We start from the raw sequence: 19,201 nt of genomic DNA, 5'->3' as shown, positions 1-19,201 counted from the left end.
ATGCTGGCAGGCGCGCTGGCGCTGGCGGCGTGCGATGCACTGCCCGGCATGGGCGGCGGCGAGACGTCGCTCGACATTCCCGAGGTTGCCGCCGGGGACATCTCCGAAGCGACCATGAAGGATGTCACCCGCATCCTTTCCAGCGACGAATTCGAAGGTCGCATGCCCGGCACCGTGGGCGAGGAAAAGACCATCGCGCTGCTGACCGAACGGTTCAAGGCGGCCGGTCTCCAGCCCGGCAATGGCGATAGCTGGGTACAGGAAGTCCCGCTGGTGGAGATCACCGGCAAGAATTACGCACCGCTCACCATCACCGATGGCGACACCGATCTGGTGTTCGATTTCGCCAGCGAATGGGTCGGCGTGACCTATCGCGAGGAAGCTAAGACCCAGATCGCCAACAGCGAACTTGTATTCGTCGGCTACGGCATCAACGCGCCGGAAAAGGGCTGGAACGATTACGCAGGCCTCGACGTCAAGGGCAAGACGGTGGTGATCCTCGTCAATGATCCCGACTGGCAGACCGAAGCGCTCGAAGGGCCGTTCAACGGCAAGGCCATGACTTATTACGGGCGCTGGACCTACAAGTTCGAGGAGGCCGGACGGCAGGGCGCGGCGGGCGCGCTGATCATCCACCAGACCGAGCCGGCGGCGTATGGGTGGAATGTGGTCGAAAGCTCGTGGACGGGTGCGCAGGCCTATCCGCAATATGGCGACAATCCCCCGCCGATGACGCAGATGAACGGCTGGGTGCAGCAGGACGTCGCGCGCGCAATCTTCAAGGCCGCCGGGCAGGATCTCGACGCGCTGACCAAGGCGGCGCAGCAGAAAGGCTTCAAGCCGGTGCCGCTGGGCATGACCGCATCGACCAGCTTCGAAAGCGATATCCGCAGCTTCAAGTCGCACAACATCATCGGCATCCTGCCGGGCAGCGAAGCGCCGGACGAATATGTGATCCACACCGCGCACTGGGATCACCTCGGGCGCTGCACCCCGGCGCCTGATGGCGACGACATCTGCAACGGCGCGGTCGACAATGCCACCGGCACCGCGGCGCTGGTGGCGCTGGCCGAAGCCCATGCCAAGGCCGGCCCGGCGCGCCGCAGCCTCGTGTTCCTCGCCGTGACGGCGGAGGAATCCGGCCTGCTCGGCGCGACCTATTACGCTTCGAACCCGGTCTATCCGCTCGACAAGACGGTGGGCGGCATCAACATGGATGCCTTCCAGATGTCCGGCCCGGCCAAGGATGTGACCGTGGTCGGCCCGGGCAAGTCGCAGCTTGACCGGTTCCTTGATGTCGCGCTCAAGGCTGACGGGCGCGTGGCGACCCCGAACCCCAAGCCGGAGGCGGGCTATTACTACCGTTCGGACCACTTCGCCTTCGCCAAGCGCGGCGTGCCGATGCTCTATATCGACGGCGGCGAGGACCTGGTCGAAGGCGGGCGCGAAGCGGGGGCGAAGATCGCCGCCGACTACACCGAAAACCGCTACCACGGCCCCAAGGATGAATTCGACGAGAGCTGGAACTGGTCGGGCGTGATGGCTGACCTTCAGCTGTTCTATCGCATCGGCCGGATGATGGCGGAGAGCACGAGCTGGCCCAACTGGAACGACGGCGACGAATTCCGCGGCATCCGTGACGAGGCCTGCGCCGCGTCCGACGGCGGCTGCTGAGCGCGCGCATGACCGCGATCATGCCGCCCGAATGGGCCGCTCAGGACTGGCTGTGGATCGGTTTTCCGCATCTGGCCGAGGAATGGCCGGGCTGGCTCGAACCGGCGCAGGAGCAGATGGCGGCCTTCGCCAGCGCCGTGGCCGAAAGCGGCCAGCAGGTGCGCCTGCTGGTGCGCGACGAGGCCAACGAGGACCGCGCGCGCCAGTTGGTGAGCAGCAAGGTCACACTCGAACGGCGGGTCTATGGTGATGTCTGGCTGCGCGACACCGGCCCGCTGGTGGTGTTCGAGGATGACGGCACGCGCAGCGCGCGGCGGTTTGGCTTCAACGGCTGGGGCGGCAAGTATCTGATGCCCGGCGACATGGAGATCGGCGCTGAACTGGCGCGCGATGCGGGGCTTGCGATCGAGAGCGCGCCGATGATCCTCGAAGGCGGCGCGGTGGACGGCGATGGCACCGGGCTGGTCGCCACGACCGAACAATGCCTGCTCAATCCCAACCGCAATCCGCACATGACCCGCGCCGATATCGAGGGTGAACTGGCCGCGCGGCTCGGCTTTGCGCGGGTGCTGTGGCTGGGTGAGGGCCTGATCAACGATCACACTGACGGGCATGTTGACAACCTCGCGCGGTTTGTCGGGCCGAACCGGCTGGTGGTGCCGCAAGCGACCGGCAAGGATGATCCCAACACCGCGATCTATGCCGATGCCGCCGCGCGCGCCGAGGCCTTCGGGGTCGAGGTGGTGCGTATCCCCTCGCCCGGACGGATCGAACGGGACGGGGTGATCGAACCGGCGAGCTACGTGAACTTCGCGATCACCTCGCATCTGGTGGTGGTGCCGACCTTCGGCAGCCCGCACGATGCCGAGGGTGTCGCCGCTATCGCCGCGCTGTTCCCCGACCGGGATACCGTCGGCCTGCCGGGCGAAGCGGTGCTGGCAGGCGGCGGCGGCTTCCACTGCGCCAGCCAGCAGATGCCCGCAGCACCGCGGGTTTAACCCTTCGTTAGGGATTAAGGGGTGATGGTGCAGGCTATGAACCGCGCCATCGCTCTTGCCGCTCCTGCGGCCCGCCTTGCCCGCCTCGATCCGGTCGATGCGCTCCGCAGCCTCATTGTGCTCGGATGCGCTGCTGCGCTGATCCTCGCGCGTCAGCCGCTACCGTTCTAAGCGGTCCCGCGTAACCTTTCGCGCCGATCGGGCGAACCTTTCCGGAGACTTCACCGGAAAGGAACGCCCCTTGCACAAGCCTTTGCTCGCTCTCCTCGCCGCCGCTGCCGGGCTGGCGGGACTGGCGCTTGCCCCTGTATCGGGCACCACGACCACCGCTGCCGCTACCGGAGAGCCGGTGCTGCTCGAACTGTTCACCAGCCAAGGCTGTTCGTCCTGTCCCCCGGCCGACCGGCTGGCGGCGAAGCTGGCCGATGATCCGGCCCTTGTCGTGATCTCCCGCCCGGTGACCTATTGGGACCGGCTCGGCTGGAAAGACACTCTCGCGCGTGAGGAAAACACCGCCTTGCAGCGCGCCTATGCCAAGGCCGGGCTGGCGGGGCAGAACGGGGTCTACACCCCGCAACTGGTGATCGACGGGCGCTTCGGGGCGGTCGGATCGCATCAGGACGCCATCGCCCGCGGGATAGCACGTCATGGCGGCACGGGCGGCGCGGCGCTGCGGGTGCGTGCAATCGGGGACAAGCGCTTTGCGGTCGGGATCGCGGGAGCTGCGGAGCGTCCGGCGGAACTGGTGCTGATTGCAGTCAGGCGCCGGGCCGAAGTCGCGATCGGGCGCGGCGAGAACGGCGGGCGTGCGGTGGAATATGTCAACGTGTTGAAGGACGAGCGACGCATCGCCGACTGGCGCGGCGGCAAGGCGAGCCTGGTGATCGGGCCTGACCAGCTGTCGTCGACGGACGCCGATGCCCATGCGCTGGTGCTGCGCGAGCCGGGCGGCGGCCGGGTGCTGGCGGCGCGCTGGCTCTAGAGCAGGCGAAGGAGCGCTCCGCCTGCGGCGGCCCCCAGCACGAGGCCAACCGCCGTACGCCATACCGGATCGCTGATCCGGCCCGACACCGCCATGCCCATCCGGTTGCCGATCAGGATCACCGGCAGCAGGAAGAGCGCAAACAGCGCAAGCTCGCCGCGCAGCAGTCCCATCCAGCCGGCAGCCACCAGCCCGGCCGCAGCAGCGAAGGTGAAGATCAGCAGCATCGAGGCCTTGATGGTGACGCGCGGCAGGTTGCGACCCGCATAATAGGGCACCACCGGCGGTCCCGGCATCCCGGCATAGCCCGTCATCAAGCCGCTGATGATGCCGACAGCTCCCGTCATCAGCCGCCCGGGCACGCCTTCCTTCCGGCGCGGCAGCAGGATCGCGACGAAGGCGCTGCAGGCGATCAATGCGATCACCAGCCGCGCCACGTCCGCACCCGTCGCTGCCAGCGCCAAAAGTCCGAACGGGGTCGCCAGCACCACCAAAGCGGAGATCGTCCAGGCGCTGCGTTCCGATTCGCGCACCAGCCGGGGCAGTTCGGTGAGGCCGATCAGCAGCGACAGGCAATTGCCCATCACCACTGCGGCAACCGGCGGTAGCGCCAGCGCCAGCACGGGCACCAGCAGGATCGCCATGCCGAAACCCGTCAGCCCGCGCACAAAGGATGCGCCCAGCGCCGCGGCGATGGCCACCGCGATTTGCCACGCGGTGAAGCCCGCCAGCAGGTCCATCAGTATGCGTCAGTTCGCAACGAGATCGGGCGGGGTGCCTTCGGCGCGCAGCATCGCGATGGCATCGGCCAGCGGCATCACCTTCTGGTGCTCCGCGCCCAGCGTGCGCACCGCGACGGTGCCTTCCTCGGCCTCGCGCTTGCCGACCACCAGCAGGTGCGGAACCTTGGCCAGCGAGTGTTCGCGCACCTTGTAGTTGATCTTCTCGTTGCGGGTGTCGGTCTCGACCCGGATGCCTGCCGCCCGAAGCTGCGCGGCAACATCGTTTGCATAGCCGTCGGCGTCCGAAACGATCGTCGCCACCACCGCCTGCACCGGCGCGAGCCACGCGGGCAGACGCCCGGCGAAATGTTCGATCAGGATGCCGATGAAGCGTTCATAGGAACCGAAGATCGCGCGGTGGAGCATCACGGGGCGGTGCTTTTCGCCATCTTCGCCGATGTAATGCGCATCGAGCCTTTCGGGCAGCACGCGGTCGGACTGGATCGTGCCCACTTGCCAGGTGCGCCCGATCGCGTCGGTGAGGTGCCATTCGAGCTTGGGGGCATAGAATGCGCCTTCGCCCGGCAGCTCTTCCCACTCCAGCCCGTTCGCCGTCAAAGCATCGCGCAGTTCCTGTTCGGCCTTGTCCCAGTCGGCGTCCGAACCAAAACGCTGTTCGGGCCGCAGCGCCAGCTTGATGTCATAGGTGAAGCCGAAGTCGCGATAGACGGAATCGGCCAGCGCGATGAAGGCCTGCACTTCGGACACGACCTGCGCTTCGGTGCAGAAGATGTGCGCATCGTCCTGCGTGAACTGGCGCACGCGCATCAGCCCGTGCAGCGCGCCGTGGGGTTCGTTGCGGTGGCAGCAGCCCATCTCTCCGAGGCGGATCGGCAGGTCGCGGTAAGACGTGATGCCCTGCTTGAAGACAAGCACGTGCGCCGGACAATTCATCGGCTTCAGCGCCATCCACTCGGCATCCTTGGAGACGAGTTCTGCACCGTCCTCGGTATTGGGCACCTCGTCGGGGATGACGAACATGTTCTCGCGGTACTTGCCCCAGTGGCCCGACTGTTCCCACTGGCGCGCGTCCATCACCTGCGGGGTCTTGATCTCGCGGTAGCCTGCGCCGTCCATCTTGCGGCGCATGTAAGCTTCAAGCTCGCGCCAGATGCGGTAGCCCTTGGGGTGCCAGAAGACGCTGCCGTGCGCCTCTTCCTGCAGGTGGAACAGATCCATCTCGCGGCCCAGCTTGCGGTGATCGCGCTTGGCCGCCTCTTCCAGCCGGGTGAGGTGGGCATTAAGCTGCTTCTTGTTGAGCCAGCCGGTGCCGTAGATGCGCGTCAGCTGGGCGTTGCGCTGGTCGCCGCGCCAGTATGCGCCCGCGACACGCATCAGCTTGAAGGCATCGGGATCAAGCTTGCCGGTCGAAGGCAAGTGCGGGCCGCGGCACATGTCGAGCCAGTCGTTGCCGCTCCAGTAGACCGTCAGCTCCTCGCCCTCGGGCAGTTCCTTCGCCCATTCGGCCTTGAAGGTTTCGCCCTCGGAAGACCACTTGGCGATGAGGTCCTCGCGGCTCCACACCTCGCGGCGCAGCGGTTTGTCGGCGCGGATGATCTCGCGCATCTTGTCCTCGATGGCGGGGAGATCGTCCATGCTGAACGGCTCGCGCGTGTCGGGCGCCTTCACGTCGTAATAGAAGCCGTCGTCGGTCGCGGGGCCGAAGGTGATCTGCGTGCCGGGGAACAGCGCCTGCACCGCCTCGGCCAGCACGTGGGCATAGTCATGGCGCGCGAGTTCGAGCGCCTCCGCCTCGTCGCGGCTCGTCACCAGCGCAAGTTCGGCGTCGCCTTCGAACGGGCGATTAAGGTCGCGCAGCTCGCCATCCACCCGCGCCGCGAGCGCCGCCTTGGCAAGGCCGGGGCCAATCGCGGCGGCAATGTCCGCCGGGGTCGATCCGGCAGGCACTTCGCGCACCGATCCGTCGGGCAGGCTGATCTTGAGCAGTTCGGTCATTGTCGCAATTCCGTCTGGTTTGGGCGCGCCTTAGGACAAAGGACTACGCACCGGAAGAGCGGTGTTGCACGATTGTCGGTTCGGGAAGGACACCGCGCCGCCCCGATCCGGGCGGCGGGCTGCCGGGGCTTACCCCGCGCGCCGCCGCCCCCGGATAGTCGTCCGGGTAGTGGTGGTGCGGGTGGTGGCGGTCAGCTTGGCCATGGCGCGGATATAGCGAGGCAGGATTGCGATGTCATTACCCCAGCCCGCGAGCGGGAGGGCGCGGAAAGGTGACTGGCCATTATATGCCTGTCAAAGCATATGGAAAATCAGTCAAATAACGCTGATACACCCAGTGCCATCCCGAGCGGACGTTATCGCTCGGGATACAGCGAGGGTCGACGCGGTAGCTGACCTATTGGAGAGATTTGATCCGGGTCGTCATGAGGCCAGGGATTTCGTTGCGACCATTGCAGAAGCCATTCTGGGACGTCCCCTTCGGCACCATGATGGAAAAACCTAGACTGACGATGGCGTTCCAGCTGTCCGAGAACAAGGGTGCAAACAAGATCGTGCCCCAGCCTAGCGCACTTGCACAACTTCTTTTCTAGGGCTGGCAGTTTTGACGCGGGGAACGGGGCTTCGGGATTTTCGCCTTTGCGTGCTGCTGGGAAGACCCGCTTCGTCTTCTCGTCGCCTCGCCAGCCCCACATTCCATGAAATACATGGTTTCTGCTTGATTTTGTCTCGTCCACAAGGGTGCAAAGAACGATTATTTGGCTCTTGTATGGCTCATGAGGAAATGCCTTGGCGCTGCTCTTCAGAAACGTGATTTTCTGGTTCATGGGCTTGCCAAAAAGCTGAAGTGCCTCAAGCTGTGCAACCGTGAGGCCCGAAATGTGTGGCAGCAAATCGTCGACGCTGTTTTCGATTTGCCCCCACAGGATCGCAATCCGACCGATTGTCGCGTGCTCTTTGTCTGTGAGTGGCGAGACATAGCCGGGCTGAAACTCAAAAGGGTCTTTCATGACAGACACCAATCAGAACAAAGAGACCGAGGTGTCCAAGCGTATCCTAAACGCTCCGCACCAAAAACGCGCATAGCCAACCCCGCCGGGCAAGCGACAGCCCTTAACGTTTTCACAAACGCTCTGATTAGTCTAGCCTTTTGCCCTGTCGATCGAGGCGATCTTCAGCCGCGACTAGCTAGATTTCCAGCGCGGACGAACCCTTCTCGGTTCCGATCCGTTTTGTCCCCGCCAGCTTTGCCGAACGCTGCCTCACGCTGCCGGTGAAGCGGTATTCGGTCACGGCACGCGACGGAGTCAATTCCACCACCATGTAGCCGCGCTGCGCCGTGTCGGCCCAGACCAGCTGGTCGTTCTCCTCCACCAGCGCGCGCGCCAGCGTGTCGGGCTGCAAGAAACTCAGGTAGCTCTCGAACCCCGGCGAGCTGACCGAGCACACCCCCAGTTCGACACCCACCTTCGCGCCGTCCTGTGCCAGCTCGAAGGCCCAGCCATTGTGCGTGTCGCCCGCCAGCACAAGCAGGTTGGCGTCGGCCTCCAGCGCGGCCTTGAACACCCGCTCGCGGGCGGCGGGGTAGCCGTCCCACGCATCCATGTTGGAGGGCAGACCGGCCTGGCTCGCCGCCGCTGCCGCCATCAGCCGACGGCGGACGTAATCGGGCATCCCGCTGCCGATCTGGCCGATCAGGCTGGCGGGAGAGCGCAGGTTGCCGATCAGCACCTGCTGCACCAGCACCTGCCACGCGGTGCCGCTTGCGGTGGAGGCCTTGAGACCTTCGGCCAGCCATTCTTCCTGCGCCGCGCCAAGCAGCTGGCGTTCGGGATTGGCCCAGTCGCCTTCGCGGACGCGGTTCAATGCCTCGATCGCAGCCTGGGGGTCTTTCTGGCCGGCCAGCACCTTGCCCAGATCGAGCTGCTGGTCGCGTCCTTCAAGCCGGGTGTCGAGTTTGAACAGGGTCGCCAGATCGCCGATCTGGTAGGTGGTGTAGACCTCGTCGGACACCGGCATCCATTCGCGATAGACGCGCTTGGCAATCGCCTTGCGGGTGGCCCATTCGCCTTCCGTATCGCTTTGATGGTTCTGCGCCCCGTCCTTCCAGCTGTCGTTCGCGCTTTCGTGATCGTCCCATACCGAAATCATCGGCAGCACCTGATGCAGGCGCTGGCAATCGGGATCGGCGCGATAGGTGGCATAGCGCAGGCGGTAATCGGTCAGCGTCACGATCTCGCTGGCCGGTTCGAGCACGCGCGCGTGGTCGGCATCCTTGGGATCGGGATAGGTGCCCGCGCCATATTCGTAGATGTAATCGCCCAGATGCACCGCAAGGTCGGCGTCGTTGGCCTCGGCCGCGTGACCATATGCGTTGAACCAGCCGAACCCGTAATTGGAGCAGGAAAATACCGCCAGCCTGAAGCTCTGCGTGCCCGCTTCGGGCAGGGTGCGTGTGCGGCCGACCTGCGACATGCTGCCGTCGGGGGCGATGAAACGGTAGAAATACCAGCGCCCGGGCATCAACCCGTCGGCCCAGCTCTTGGCGCACCAGTCGCGCCCCGCCTCGGCGCGGGCGCTGCCTTCGGCGACAGGGCTGGCGAAATCCTCGGTCTCGGCCACCTGCCATTCCAGATCGGTGGTCTGTTCGCCCACGAAGCGGGTCCACAGCATAACCTTGTCGACCCCCGGCTCCCCGCTCGCCACCCCGTGGGTGAAGCCGGTGCCGAAGCTGCGCGCGGCGAGCGGTGTTGCCGCCAGCGCCGCCGAGGCACCTGCGAGCGTGAACAGGCTGCGGCGGGTCAGCGCCGTGGCGGAGGGGGCCGGCTGGGCGGCGGGGTCGGTCTTGATCATGACTGTGCGGGTAATCCTCTCGCGTTGCGCTTGCGTGACAATGCTTGCGTCCCGCGCCCCGCGCAAGGCATGGTGCCCTGCATGAGCGAAGTGATGCACCACACCCTTTACGACGGCCGCCGGATTGCCTTCCGCTACACCCATGGCAGTGGCCCGTGCCTGGTGTTCCTGCCCGGCTACATGTCCGACCTGGCTGGCGGAAAGGCGACGGCGCTGTTCGCCGAGGCGCAGGAAAAAGGACGTGCCTGTCTGCTGCTGGATTATTCGGGCTGCGGGCAAAGTGACGGGGATTTCGCCGACGGCATGCTGTCGCGCTGGCGGGACGAGGTGCTGGCGCTGGTCGCGTCCTATGTCAGCGGGCCGGTGGTGCTGGCGGGCTCCTCGATGGGCGGGTGGTTGATGCTGCTGGTGGCCGAACACCTCAGGCATCGCCTTGCCGGGCTGATCGGCATCGCCCCCGCGCCCGATTTCACCCGCTGGGGTTACAGCGAGGAACAGCGCGCGCAGCTTGCGGCGGGGGAGACGATCTACGAACCCAATCCCTACGGCCCCGAACCGACGCCGACCCACGCGGGCTTCTTTGCCGATGCCGAATGCCATCTGCGGCTGGAACGCCAGATCGACATTACCTGCCCGGTGCGGCTGATCCACGGCAAGCGGGATGCCGATGTGCCGTGGGAGATCAGCCTCAGGCTCAAGGCGGCGCTGCGTTCGGACGACGTACAGGTTACGCTGGTAGAGGACGGCGACCACCGCCTGTCGCGGGAAAGCGACATTGCCTTGCTGAAGGCCCTTGTGGCCGGTTTCTACGAATAGGACGCCCGTGTGCCGTTGATCCTTGCCCTGCTGCTTCAGGTCGGTCCCGATCCCATGGGCGGCGCGATGGCCAATGATGATCTGGTGCGCGACCGGCCGCCGCGTGTAGAGGCGCGCGCGCAGGACATGATCGATCCCGCCAGCGTATGGCTGCAATCCTGTCTCGACCGGCTGACCGAAGACCCGGCGCGCGCGCATACCATGGCGCAGATCCGCCGCAGCGAAACCACCGGGGCCGACCGGGTGCTGGCCAATCACTGTCTCGGCACGGCAGCGACCGAACTGGGCCTGTGGGAGGACGCCCGCACCGCCTTTATCGCCGCGCATGACGAAACCCCGGCAAACGAGCCGCGTGCCCGTGCGCGCTTTGCCGCGATGGCGGGCAACGCCGCGCTGGCCGGCGGTGATGCGGCAGGTGCGCTCGCCCTGCTCGATCAGGCCGAGGCCGATGCCCGCGCCGCCGCTTCCGCGCCGTTGCAGGCGCTCGCCGCGATTGACCGGGCGCGGGTGCTGGTGAGCCTGGGGCGCGGCGAAGACGCGCTGGCGGCGCTCGACACTGCGACCACGCTCGCGCCCGAAAGCAGCGAAGGCTGGCTGCTGAAGGCGACGCTGTTGCGGAGGCTGGAACGGCTGGGGCTGGCGCAGGAAGCGATCGAAAAGGCCGCGGGCCTCGCGCCCGGCAATCCCGAAATCGGGCTGGAAGCCGGTGTGATCGCCGTCCTTTCCGGCCGCGAGGAAGCGGCGCGGGGAAGCTGGCAATCGGTGATCGATCTGCAACCCGAAAGCCTCGCCGCGGCGACCGCCCGCGACTATCTCGGCCAGCTCGGCCCGCCGGACAACGCATCCGTTCCCGCACCCGAAGAGGAGCCGCCCGCATGACGACCTTTTCCGTCCTCGATCTCGTTCCCGTGCGCGAAGGCGGCACGCTATCCGAAGCCTTCACCGCCACCGCCGAACTCGCCCGCGCCGCCGAACGGGTGGGTTGCAAGCGGTTCTGGGTGGCGGAACATCACGCGATGGACGGGATCGCGGGCGGGGCGACCTCGGTGGTGCTGGCGCATGTGGGCAATGCCACCAGCACGATCCGCATCGGATCGGGCGGGATCATGCTGCCCAACCACACCCCGTTCCAGATTGCCGAACAGTTCGGGACGCTGGACGCGCTGTTCCCGGGGCGGATCGATCTGGGGCTGGGCCGCGCGCCGGGGGCGGGGCCGGAATTGCAGCGGGCGCTGCGCAAGAATCTGCATCAGGCCGCCGAATATTTCCCGCAGGACGTGGTCGAACTGCGCGCGCTGCTGACGGGGGACATCGATCTGCCGATCCATGCCACCCCCGGCCTGGGCGCGAAGGTAGAGCTGTGGATGCTGGGATCGAGCCTGTTCGGGGCCAGCCTCGCCGCAAAGCTCGGCCTGCCCTATGCTTTCGCCGCGCATTTTGCGCCCGACCATCTCGATGCTGCGCTGGCGCTCTACCGCCGCGATTTCCAGCCCTCCGAAGCGCTTGATCGTCCGCATGTGATGGTGGCGATGAACGTCTTCGCCGCCGACACCGAGGCCGGGGCACGGCTGCTCGCGTCGAGCCAGCAGCAAAGCTTCGTCCGGCTACGCACCGGCACACCCGGCAAGCTGCCGCCGCCGGTGGCCGATTACACCGACACGCTCCCCGCCAGCGCGCAGGCGATGCTCGCCCATATCGGGCAGGCGGCCGCCGTGGGGACTCCGGCACAGGTGCGAGAGGGGATCGCCGCCTTCGTCAAGCGGACCGGTGCGGACGAGATCATGCTGTGCGGAGCGACCTATGATCCCGAAGCCCGGATCCGCAGCCTCGAACTGACGATGGAGGCCTGCGAAAACGCCGTTCCGGCGTGAGATCCGCAATGATCGCGCTTGCAGGGGGTGGGGGTAAAGGCGTATCGCGCCAGACACGATAACAACAATCCGGCATAATAATATTGCTGCGCTTTATTATCGACGCAGCCACACGCCGGGAAGCAGGATGGGCAGGAACCGATGAAGGGATCCACGAAAACCGCCAGTTCCGCAGGCAAATCATTGCAAGGCGCGCTGCGGGCGCATCTCGAAGCCTCGCTGCTGCCGGGTGATCTGCCGCCGGGCGCGGCCGAGCTGGACGAAGCCGCGGATTACCTGCTCGTCGCGGCAAAGACCCGCAAGCCGGGCGAATCGCTGGTGCACATCGAATCCGAGACGGGCGAGCGTCGCCGCCTGCGGATCGCGGTGATCAACGAGGACATGCCTTTTCTGGTGGATTCGGTCGCGGCGACCATCGCTGCGCAGGGACTCGCGATCGACCGTCTGCTGCACCCTGTTGCCACGGTCGCACGCGATGCCGCGGGCACCGTCACCGCGCTGGGCAAGCCCGGTGTAAAACCGGCCGAAGGCGCACGCGAATCGCTGATCTATGTCGAAACCCCGCGCGTCGATGCCCGCCAGCGCCGCGAATTGCTCGAAGCGCTGGAAGTCACGCTCGCCGATGTGCGCGCCGCGGTTGGCGACTGGAGCGCGATGCAGGCGACGATGGGCGAGGACGCTGCCCGCGCCGCTGCCCTCGACGAAGAAGCCGGCGCGCTGCTCGGCTGGCTGAATGGCGGGATGCTGACCCAGCTTGGCCACCTCACCCGCTATCGCGACGGGCGCGAGGACGCGGTGCTCGGCATCTGCCGCAGCTCGGCGCGCGAATTGCTGGCCGAGGTTTCGCTCGAACGGGCGTTCGACTGGTTCGACCGCCACGAGGCCGAAGGAAACCCGCGCACGCTGCTGGTGATCAAGTCCAACGTTCATGCCCGCGTCCACCGGGCCAGCCCGCTCGACCTGTTCATTGTCCCGCTGCGCGAGGACGGGCGGATCGCCGCCTTGTCGATCCATGCCGGATTGTGGACCAGCGCCGCGCTCAACGCGCGCCCGGGCGAAGTGCCGGTGCTGCGCCGCGCCGTGGCCGAGCTGATCGAGGAACTGGGCTATGATCCCGCCGGCCACAACGGCAAGGCGCTGGTGCATGCTTTCACCTCGCTCCCCAACGATCTTCTGATCGCCTTCGGACGTAGCCGCATTGCCGAACTCGCCACCACCAAGATGGCGCTGATCGACCGTCCGCGCCCGCGTCTGGTGATGCTGCGTTCGACGCTCGAAAGGCACGTCTTCGCCTTCGTCTGGCTCCCGCGCGATCAGCTTTCCACCGATGTCCGCCTGCAGATCCAGGCCATGCTGCTGTCAGCGCCGGGCGCCGGTCTGCTAGACTGGAGCCTTGAGGTTGAAGGCAGCAATCTGGCGCTGCTGCGGTTCCTGATCGACGTGCGGACCTGCGACACCCTGCCCGATCCGGTGAAGATCGAGGCCGAGCTGGTCGATCTGCTGCGCGGCTGGAACGAGGCGGTCGAAACCCATCTTGCCGCAGGCGAGGAAGACGGCCGCGCCGCCGCGCTCGCCGCGCGCTACGCCCCTGCCTTCCCGACAGGTTACCGCCTGACCTACGGCCCGGTCGAAGCCGCGCGCGATATCGACCGGCTGCGCAAGCTGGCGCAGAGCGAGGGCGAGGACGGTGCGCCCCATACGCGCCCGGCCCGCGCCACCCGCCTCTACCGGATGGACAGCGACGGCGCCGACACGCTGCGGCTCAAGATCTACTGCGTTGGTGCGCGGCTCGCGTTGTCCGATGCGGTTCCCGCGCTGGAGAATTTCGGCTTCCGCGTAGCCGCCGAAGTGCCGACCTTTCTGGCCGATCCGGCATTGGGTTCGATCCACGATTTCATCCTCACAGTGCCCGCCGGGCTCGATGCGGGGACGCTGCTGGCGCGCGCGGAGCTGATCGAACAGGCCATGGCCGACGTGTCCAACGGCGCGGCCGAGGATGATCCCTTCAACCGGCTGGTCGCTGCCACCGGGCTTACCCCGCGCGAGGCGAATTGGCTGCGCGCGATCTACCGCTACCTGCGCCAGACCGGGGTCAGCTACACTATCTACACCGTCGTCGACGCGCTGGTTGGCGCGCCGCAGGTGACGCGGGCAATGATCGATCTGTTCGTCGCGCGTCACGATCCGGCCTTCGCAGGCGACCGCGAGGAGGCTTTTGCCGCCGCGCAAGCCGCCTTCACCCGCGGCCTCGCGAAAGTCACGGCGATTAACGACGACCGTCTGCTGCGCCTTTATCGTGCGGTAGTGGGCGCGGTGCTGCGCACCAATGCCTTTGCCCCCGCCGCCGCCGAGGCACTGGCGTTCAAGCTCGAGAGCCACCTTGTGCCGAACCTTCCCAAGCCGGTGCCGTGGCGCGAGATATTCGTCTATTCGACCCGGGTCGAGGGTATTCACCTGCGTTCGGGCGCGGTGGCGCGCGGCGGGCTTCGCTGGTCGGACCGGCGCGACGACTTCCGCACCGAGATCCTCGGACTGATGAAGGCGCAGCGGGTGAAGAACGCCGTCATCGTGCCGACCGGCGCGAAGGGCGGGTTCTATCCCAAGCAGCTGCCATCCCCTGCGCTCGACCGCGAAGCCTGGGCCGCCGAGGGCCGTGCGTCCTACGAGATTTTCATCCGCACGCTGCTGTCGGTGACCGACAACATCGTCGAGGGCAAAGTCGTCCATCCCAAGGGCGTGACCGTGACCGACGGGGAAGACCCCTATTTCGTGGTCGCCGCCGACAAGGGCACCGCGACCTTCTCCGACATCGCCAACGGCATCGCCCAATCGCGCGCCTTCTGGCTGGACGATGCCTTCGCCAGCGGCGGATCGAACGGGTATGACCACAAGGCGATGGGCATCACCGCGCGCGGCGCGTGGGTTTCGGTGCAGCGCCACTTCCGCGAGATGGGGATCGACGTCCAGAAGGACAGCATCACCGTCGCGGGCTGCGGCGACATGTCGGGCGACGTGTTCGGCAACGGCATGCTGCTGTCCAAGGCGATAAAGCTGGTCGCGGCCTTCGATCACCGCCACATCTTCATCGATCCCTCGCCCGATCCGCTGGCCAGCTGGAAAGAGCGCAAGCGCATGTTCGAACTGCCGCGTTCAAGCTGGGAGGATTACGACAAGGCGCTGATTTCCAAGGGCGGCGGGGTGTTCTCCCGCGCTTCGAAGAGCATCAAGCTGTCGAAGCAGGCGCGCGAATTGCTGGGCATCGCCGACAAGGAGATCGAGCCTGAGGCGCTGATCTCCGCGATCCTGCGCGCGCAGGTGGACCTGTTGTGGTTCGGCGGGATCGGCACCTATGTGAAGGCGCCCCAGGAAAACAACATCCAGGTCGGCGATCCGGCCAATGACGGCTTGCGCATCGATGCAGGCGAAGTCGGTGCGCGGGTGATCGGCGAGGGCGCGAACCTTGGCGTGACGCAGGCCGGGCGCATCGCCTTCTCGCTCAATGGCGGACGCATCAACACCGACTTCATCGACAATTCGGCCGGGGTCGATTGTTCGGACAACGAGGTCAACATCAAGATCGCGCTCGCCGCGGCGCTGCGCGAAGGCAAGCTGACCGAAAAGAAGCGCAACACGCTGCTCGCCGCGATGACCGACGAGGTCGGCGAGATCGTGCTCGAGGACAACCGCTTGCAGGCACTGGCGCTGTCTGTTGCCGAGACCGGGGGAGCCACCGCGACGGCGTCCTACGTCCGTCTGATCGAGCGGCTGGAGGAAATCAGCGATTTCGACCGTCGCACCGAAGGGCTGGCCGACGGCGAGACGCTGATGCGCCGCGCCGCCGACGGCCATGGTCTGACCCGTCCCGAACTGGCGGTGCTGCTGTCTTCGGCCAAGCTGGCGCTGCAGGACGCGATCGAGGCGAGCAGTCTGGCCGACGATCCGGTGCTGGAGCCGATGCTGCTGGCCCGCTTCCCCACCGCGATGCGCAAGCCTTTCGCCGCGCAGATCCGTAGCCACCGCCTGCGGCGCGAGATGATCGCGACCAGCCTTGCCAACCGCATCGTCAACCGGCTGGGCATGGTGCATCCTTTTGAGCTGGCGGAGGAAGAAGGCGTCGGCCTTGCCGAAGTCGCGGGTGCTTTCGTGGTGGCCGAGCGGCTGTTCGGGCTCGATGCGCTGTGGCGCGAGCTTGACGAGGCCGCGATCCCCGAAGCCGCGCGCCTCGCGCTGTTCGATCGGTTGGCAGCGGCGGTGGGCAACCTCATGTCCGACGTGCTGCGCACGGCATCCGGCAAGGTCGCGGCGGGCACCATGATCGGCGAGCTGGAAACCGGGGTCGGTCTGCTTGCCGCCGCGCGCGAGGAATTGCTCGCCGCCGAACCGCGGGCGCGTTCGCGCGAGCTGCGGCAGAGCTTCGTTGCCGCCGGAGCGACCGATGCGCTGGCGGCGCGGGTCGCCAACCTGTTCGATTTCGACGGAGCGGTGGGCCTTGCCAAACTGGCGCTGGAAACCGGGATCGACGCCAAGCTGCTGACCCACGCTTTCACCGATATCGGCGGACGGCTGGGGCTCGACTGGGCGCAGGGCATCGCCGCGCACATGTCGCCGTCCGACGTGTGGGACCGGTTGCTGGTGTCCGGCCTCGCGCGCGATTTCCAGCAGATGCGGCTCGATTTCCTGCGTCGTCTGATGAAACGCAAGACCGGTAAGGACGATCCCCGCGCACGGGTGGACGAATGGTCGGATCGCAATGCCGGCGCGGTGGTGCAGTTCCGCAGCATGGTCGCCCGCGCACAGGCCCGCCCGCCGGTTGGCCCGGCAATGCTGGCCCAGATCGCCAGTCAGGCGCGCAATCTGCTCGAACGGTAGCACTCTTCCTTCTGGCGGGTTGACCCTCCGGCTGTTTGCGGCACATCAAAGGCCCAAAGCAGCCGGAAGGGCATAGGCAGGCAATGACATCTACCACCGACCACGCCGACATCGTCATCGTCGGCACCGGCCACGGCGGTGCGCAGGCGGCAATCGCGCTGCGCCAGCAGGGGCACGAGGGCTCGATCCTGATGATCGGACGCGACGACGCGCCGCCATACGAGCGCCCGCCGCTGTCGAAGGAATATCTCGCCGGCGACAAAGGCTTCGAACGGATCATGATCCGGCCCGAAAAGTTCTGGGCGGACAAGGGCATCGATCTGAAGCTGGGCGCGGCTGTGACCGCGATTGATCCTCACGCGCACCGCATCACCCTGTCGGACGGCAGCACGGTGACCTACCGCAAGCTGATCTGGTCGGGCGGCGGCGATCCGCGCCGCCTGCCGGTGCCGGGCGCGGTGTTGCCGGGCGTATTCTACGTGCGCGACAAGTCCGACGCCGATGCGATGATGCAGGCATTGTCCGGCGGCGCGAGGCGCGCCGTGGTGATCGGCGGCGGCTATATCGGGCTCGAAGCAGCGGCGGTGCTGCGCAAGCTCGGCTGCGAGGTCGTGCTGGTCGAGATGCTGCCCCGCCTGCTTGCACGCGTGGCGGGCGAGGAATTGTCCGCCTTCTATGCCGAGGAACACCGCCGGCAAGGCGTCGACGTGCGGCTCGAAACCGGCGTTAGCGCGGTGCTGGGCGAGGATCAGGGCAAGGTCACCGGTGTGCGGCTCGACAATGGCGAGGAGGTGCCGTGCGACATGGTGGTGGTCGGCATCGGCATCGTCCCTGCCGTCGCTCCGCTGATCGCGGCGGGCGCGGCGGGATCGAACGGGGTCGACGTCGATTTCTGCTGCCGCACCACGCTGGACGATGTCTACGCCATCGGCGACTGCGCCGCCCACGCCAACCCCTATGCCGACAATGCCGTCATCCGGCTGGAATCGGTGCAGAACGCGCATGACATGGCGAACACCGTGGCCAAGGCGATCATGGGCGAGAAAGAGCCCTACAACGCGCTGCCGTGGTTCTGGTCGAACCAGTATGATCTGAAGCTGCAGACAGCCGGCCTCAGCCTCGGTTTTGACCAGACGATCCTGCGCGGCGATCCGGCGACGCGGAAATTCACCGTGGTCTATCTGCGCGACGGCAAGCCCATCGCTTTCGACTGCGTAGGCACGATGAAGGATTATGTGCAGGCGCGAAAATTGCTGGAAAGCGGGGCGGGCAGGATCGATGCCGCTCTGCTGGCCGATCCCGAAGTGCCGCTGAAGGACCTTATCTGAGCCTTGCCAGCGCCCAATCTGCGGCCTCGGCCACGACTGCATCGGGATCACCCGTCAGCGCCTCAACCTGCGGGATCAGCGCCGCATTGCCGCTATTGCCCGCCGCGTAGAGGCAGTTCCTCACAAACCGGTTGCGCCCGATCCGCTTGATCGGAGAGCCCGAGAACAGCGCGCGGAAGCCCGCATCGTCCAATGCCAGCAGCTCCCCAAGGCGCGGCGCGACCAGTTCGGCGCGGGGCAGGAATTCGCGGATCGCCTGGGCTTCGGAAGCGAACTTGTTCCACGGGCACACTGCAAGGCAATCGTCGCAGCCGTAAATGCGGTTGCCCAGCATACTGCGGAATTCCTCCGCCACTGGCCCCTTGTGCTCGATGGTGAGGTAGGAAATGCAGCGACGCGCATCGAGCCTGTAGGGTGCGGGGAAGGCATCTGTCGGGCAGGCATCAAGGCAGGCGCGGCACGAACCGCACTGGTCGCGATGGGCTTGCGCCGGGGCAAGTTCCAACGTGGTGTAGATTGCGCCCAGAAACAGCCAGCTGCCATGGGTCGGGCTGACGAGGTTGGTGTGCTTGCCCTGCCAGCCGATCCCCGCCGCCTCGCCCAGCGGTTTTTCCATCACCGGCGCGGTGTCGACAAAGACCTTCACCTGCGCTTCGGGCTCTTGCTCCACCAACCAACGGGCGAGCGCCTTCAGGCGCTTCTTGACGACATCGTGATAGTCGCGCCCCTGCGCATAGACCGAAATCCGCGCGTGTTCGGACGAATCTTCCAGTGCCAGCGGATCATGCGCGGGGGCATAACTCATGCCGAGCGCGATGACGCTGCGGGCTTCCGGCCACAGCCCCTGCGGCGAACGCCGGTGGTCAAGCCGCGTCTCCATCCATTCCATGCTGCCGTGATGCCCCTCGCCCAGCCATTGTTCCAGCCGGGCGCTGCGCAGCGGGTCTTCGCCCGCGCCCGCAAAACCGCAGGCGGCAAAGCCCAGCGCGCGCGCCTGGGCTGCGATCCTTTCGTTAAGGCCTGCTGTTTCAGCGGCATTAACCATACTTGGGGAGGCTCCCGTTTAATCTGG

General features: G+C 66.4%; 14 protein-coding genes. 9 read left to right on the top strand and 5 right to left on the bottom strand.

Annotated features, from left to right (window positions below; translation table 11 throughout):
• The 4 genes from OIK40_RS14060 to OIK40_RS14045 all read left to right on the top strand — a co-directional run bounded on the left by OIK40_RS14060 (position 1) and on the right by OIK40_RS14045 (position 3,654).
• Positions 1-1,674: a M28 family metallopeptidase gene (locus tag OIK40_RS14060; RefSeq protein WP_510167391.1), complete on the top strand. Its 1,674-nt coding sequence runs from the start codon at positions 1-3 to the stop codon at positions 1,672-1,674.
• Positions 1,675-1,682: 8 nt separating this feature from the next.
• A complete protein-coding gene (locus tag OIK40_RS14055; protein ID WP_273678988.1) occupies positions 1,683-2,672 on the top strand; it encodes an agmatine deiminase family protein in 990 nt (329 codons plus the stop codon).
• A 36-nt stretch (positions 2,673-2,708) separates the two neighbouring features.
• Complete coding sequence (locus OIK40_RS14050; protein ID WP_273678987.1) at positions 2,709-2,843, top strand: hypothetical protein; 135 nt, start codon at positions 2,709-2,711, stop codon at positions 2,841-2,843.
• 70 nt (positions 2,844-2,913) lie between these two features.
• Positions 2,914-3,654 (top strand): DUF1223 domain-containing protein, encoded by a 741-nt coding sequence (locus tag OIK40_RS14045; protein WP_273678986.1) that lies wholly within the window; start codon positions 2,914-2,916, stop codon positions 3,652-3,654.
• Here OIK40_RS14045 and OIK40_RS14040 read toward each other — a convergent pair.
• From OIK40_RS14040 to OIK40_RS14025, 4 genes are all read right to left on the bottom strand, one after another.
• Positions 3,651-4,394, bottom strand: a complete 744-nt coding sequence (locus OIK40_RS14040) for a TSUP family transporter (RefSeq protein WP_273678985.1) — start codon at positions 4,392-4,394, stop codon at positions 3,651-3,653. The genes OIK40_RS14045 and OIK40_RS14040 overlap by 4 nt on opposite strands.
• 9 nt (positions 4,395-4,403) lie before the next feature.
• A complete protein-coding gene (thrS, locus tag OIK40_RS14035; protein ID WP_273678984.1) occupies positions 4,404-6,392 on the bottom strand; it encodes a threonine--tRNA ligase in 1,989 nt (662 codons plus the stop codon).
• A gap of 356 nt (positions 6,393-6,748) precedes the next feature.
• Positions 6,749-7,402 (bottom strand): hypothetical protein, encoded by a 654-nt coding sequence (locus OIK40_RS14030; RefSeq protein ID WP_273678983.1) that lies wholly within the window; start codon positions 7,400-7,402, stop codon positions 6,749-6,751.
• 178 nt (positions 7,403-7,580) lie between these two features.
• Positions 7,581-9,245 carry an alkaline phosphatase D family protein gene (locus OIK40_RS14025; protein WP_273678982.1) on the bottom strand — a complete coding sequence of 555 codons (1,665 nt, stop codon included), beginning with the start codon at positions 9,243-9,245 and terminating at the stop codon, positions 7,581-7,583.
• Positions 9,246-9,326: 81 nt separating this feature from the next.
• On the opposite strand from OIK40_RS14025, the gene OIK40_RS14020 reads away from it, so the two are divergent.
• From OIK40_RS14020 to OIK40_RS14000, 5 genes are all read left to right on the top strand, one after another.
• Positions 9,327-10,061, top strand: a complete 735-nt coding sequence (locus OIK40_RS14020; protein ID WP_273678981.1) for an alpha/beta fold hydrolase — start codon at positions 9,327-9,329, stop codon at positions 10,059-10,061.
• Positions 10,062-10,070: 9 nt separating this feature from the next.
• Complete coding sequence (locus OIK40_RS14015) at positions 10,071-10,940, top strand: tetratricopeptide repeat protein (protein ID WP_273678980.1); 870 nt, start codon at positions 10,071-10,073, stop codon at positions 10,938-10,940.
• Positions 10,937-11,932 carry an LLM class flavin-dependent oxidoreductase gene (locus OIK40_RS14010; protein ID WP_273678979.1) on the top strand — a complete coding sequence of 332 codons (996 nt, stop codon included), beginning with the start codon at positions 10,937-10,939 and terminating at the stop codon, positions 11,930-11,932. The genes OIK40_RS14015 and OIK40_RS14010 overlap by 4 nt, the downstream gene beginning before the upstream one ends.
• A gap of 141 nt (positions 11,933-12,073) precedes the next feature.
• Entirely contained in the window at positions 12,074-16,801 is a 4,728-nt protein-coding gene (locus tag OIK40_RS14005) for an NAD-glutamate dehydrogenase (protein WP_273678978.1), read from the top strand.
• A gap of 83 nt (positions 16,802-16,884) precedes the next feature.
• A complete protein-coding gene (locus OIK40_RS14000) occupies positions 16,885-18,129 on the top strand; it encodes an NAD(P)/FAD-dependent oxidoreductase (protein ID WP_273678977.1) in 1,245 nt (414 codons plus the stop codon).
• Here OIK40_RS14000 and queG read toward each other — a convergent pair.
• Positions 18,122-19,174 carry a tRNA epoxyqueuosine(34) reductase QueG gene (queG, locus tag OIK40_RS13995; RefSeq protein WP_273678976.1) on the bottom strand — a complete coding sequence of 351 codons (1,053 nt, stop codon included), beginning with the start codon at positions 19,172-19,174 and terminating at the stop codon, positions 18,122-18,124. The genes OIK40_RS14000 and queG overlap by 8 nt on opposite strands.
• Between the last annotated feature and the right edge of the window lie 27 nt (positions 19,175-19,201).

Origin of the sequence: Erythrobacter fulvus, from assembly GCF_028595285.1 — a bacterium.
Lineage (GTDB): Bacteria > Pseudomonadota > Alphaproteobacteria > Sphingomonadales > Sphingomonadaceae > Erythrobacter > Erythrobacter fulvus.
This window is presented reverse-complemented; position numbering and strand designations above follow the sequence as displayed.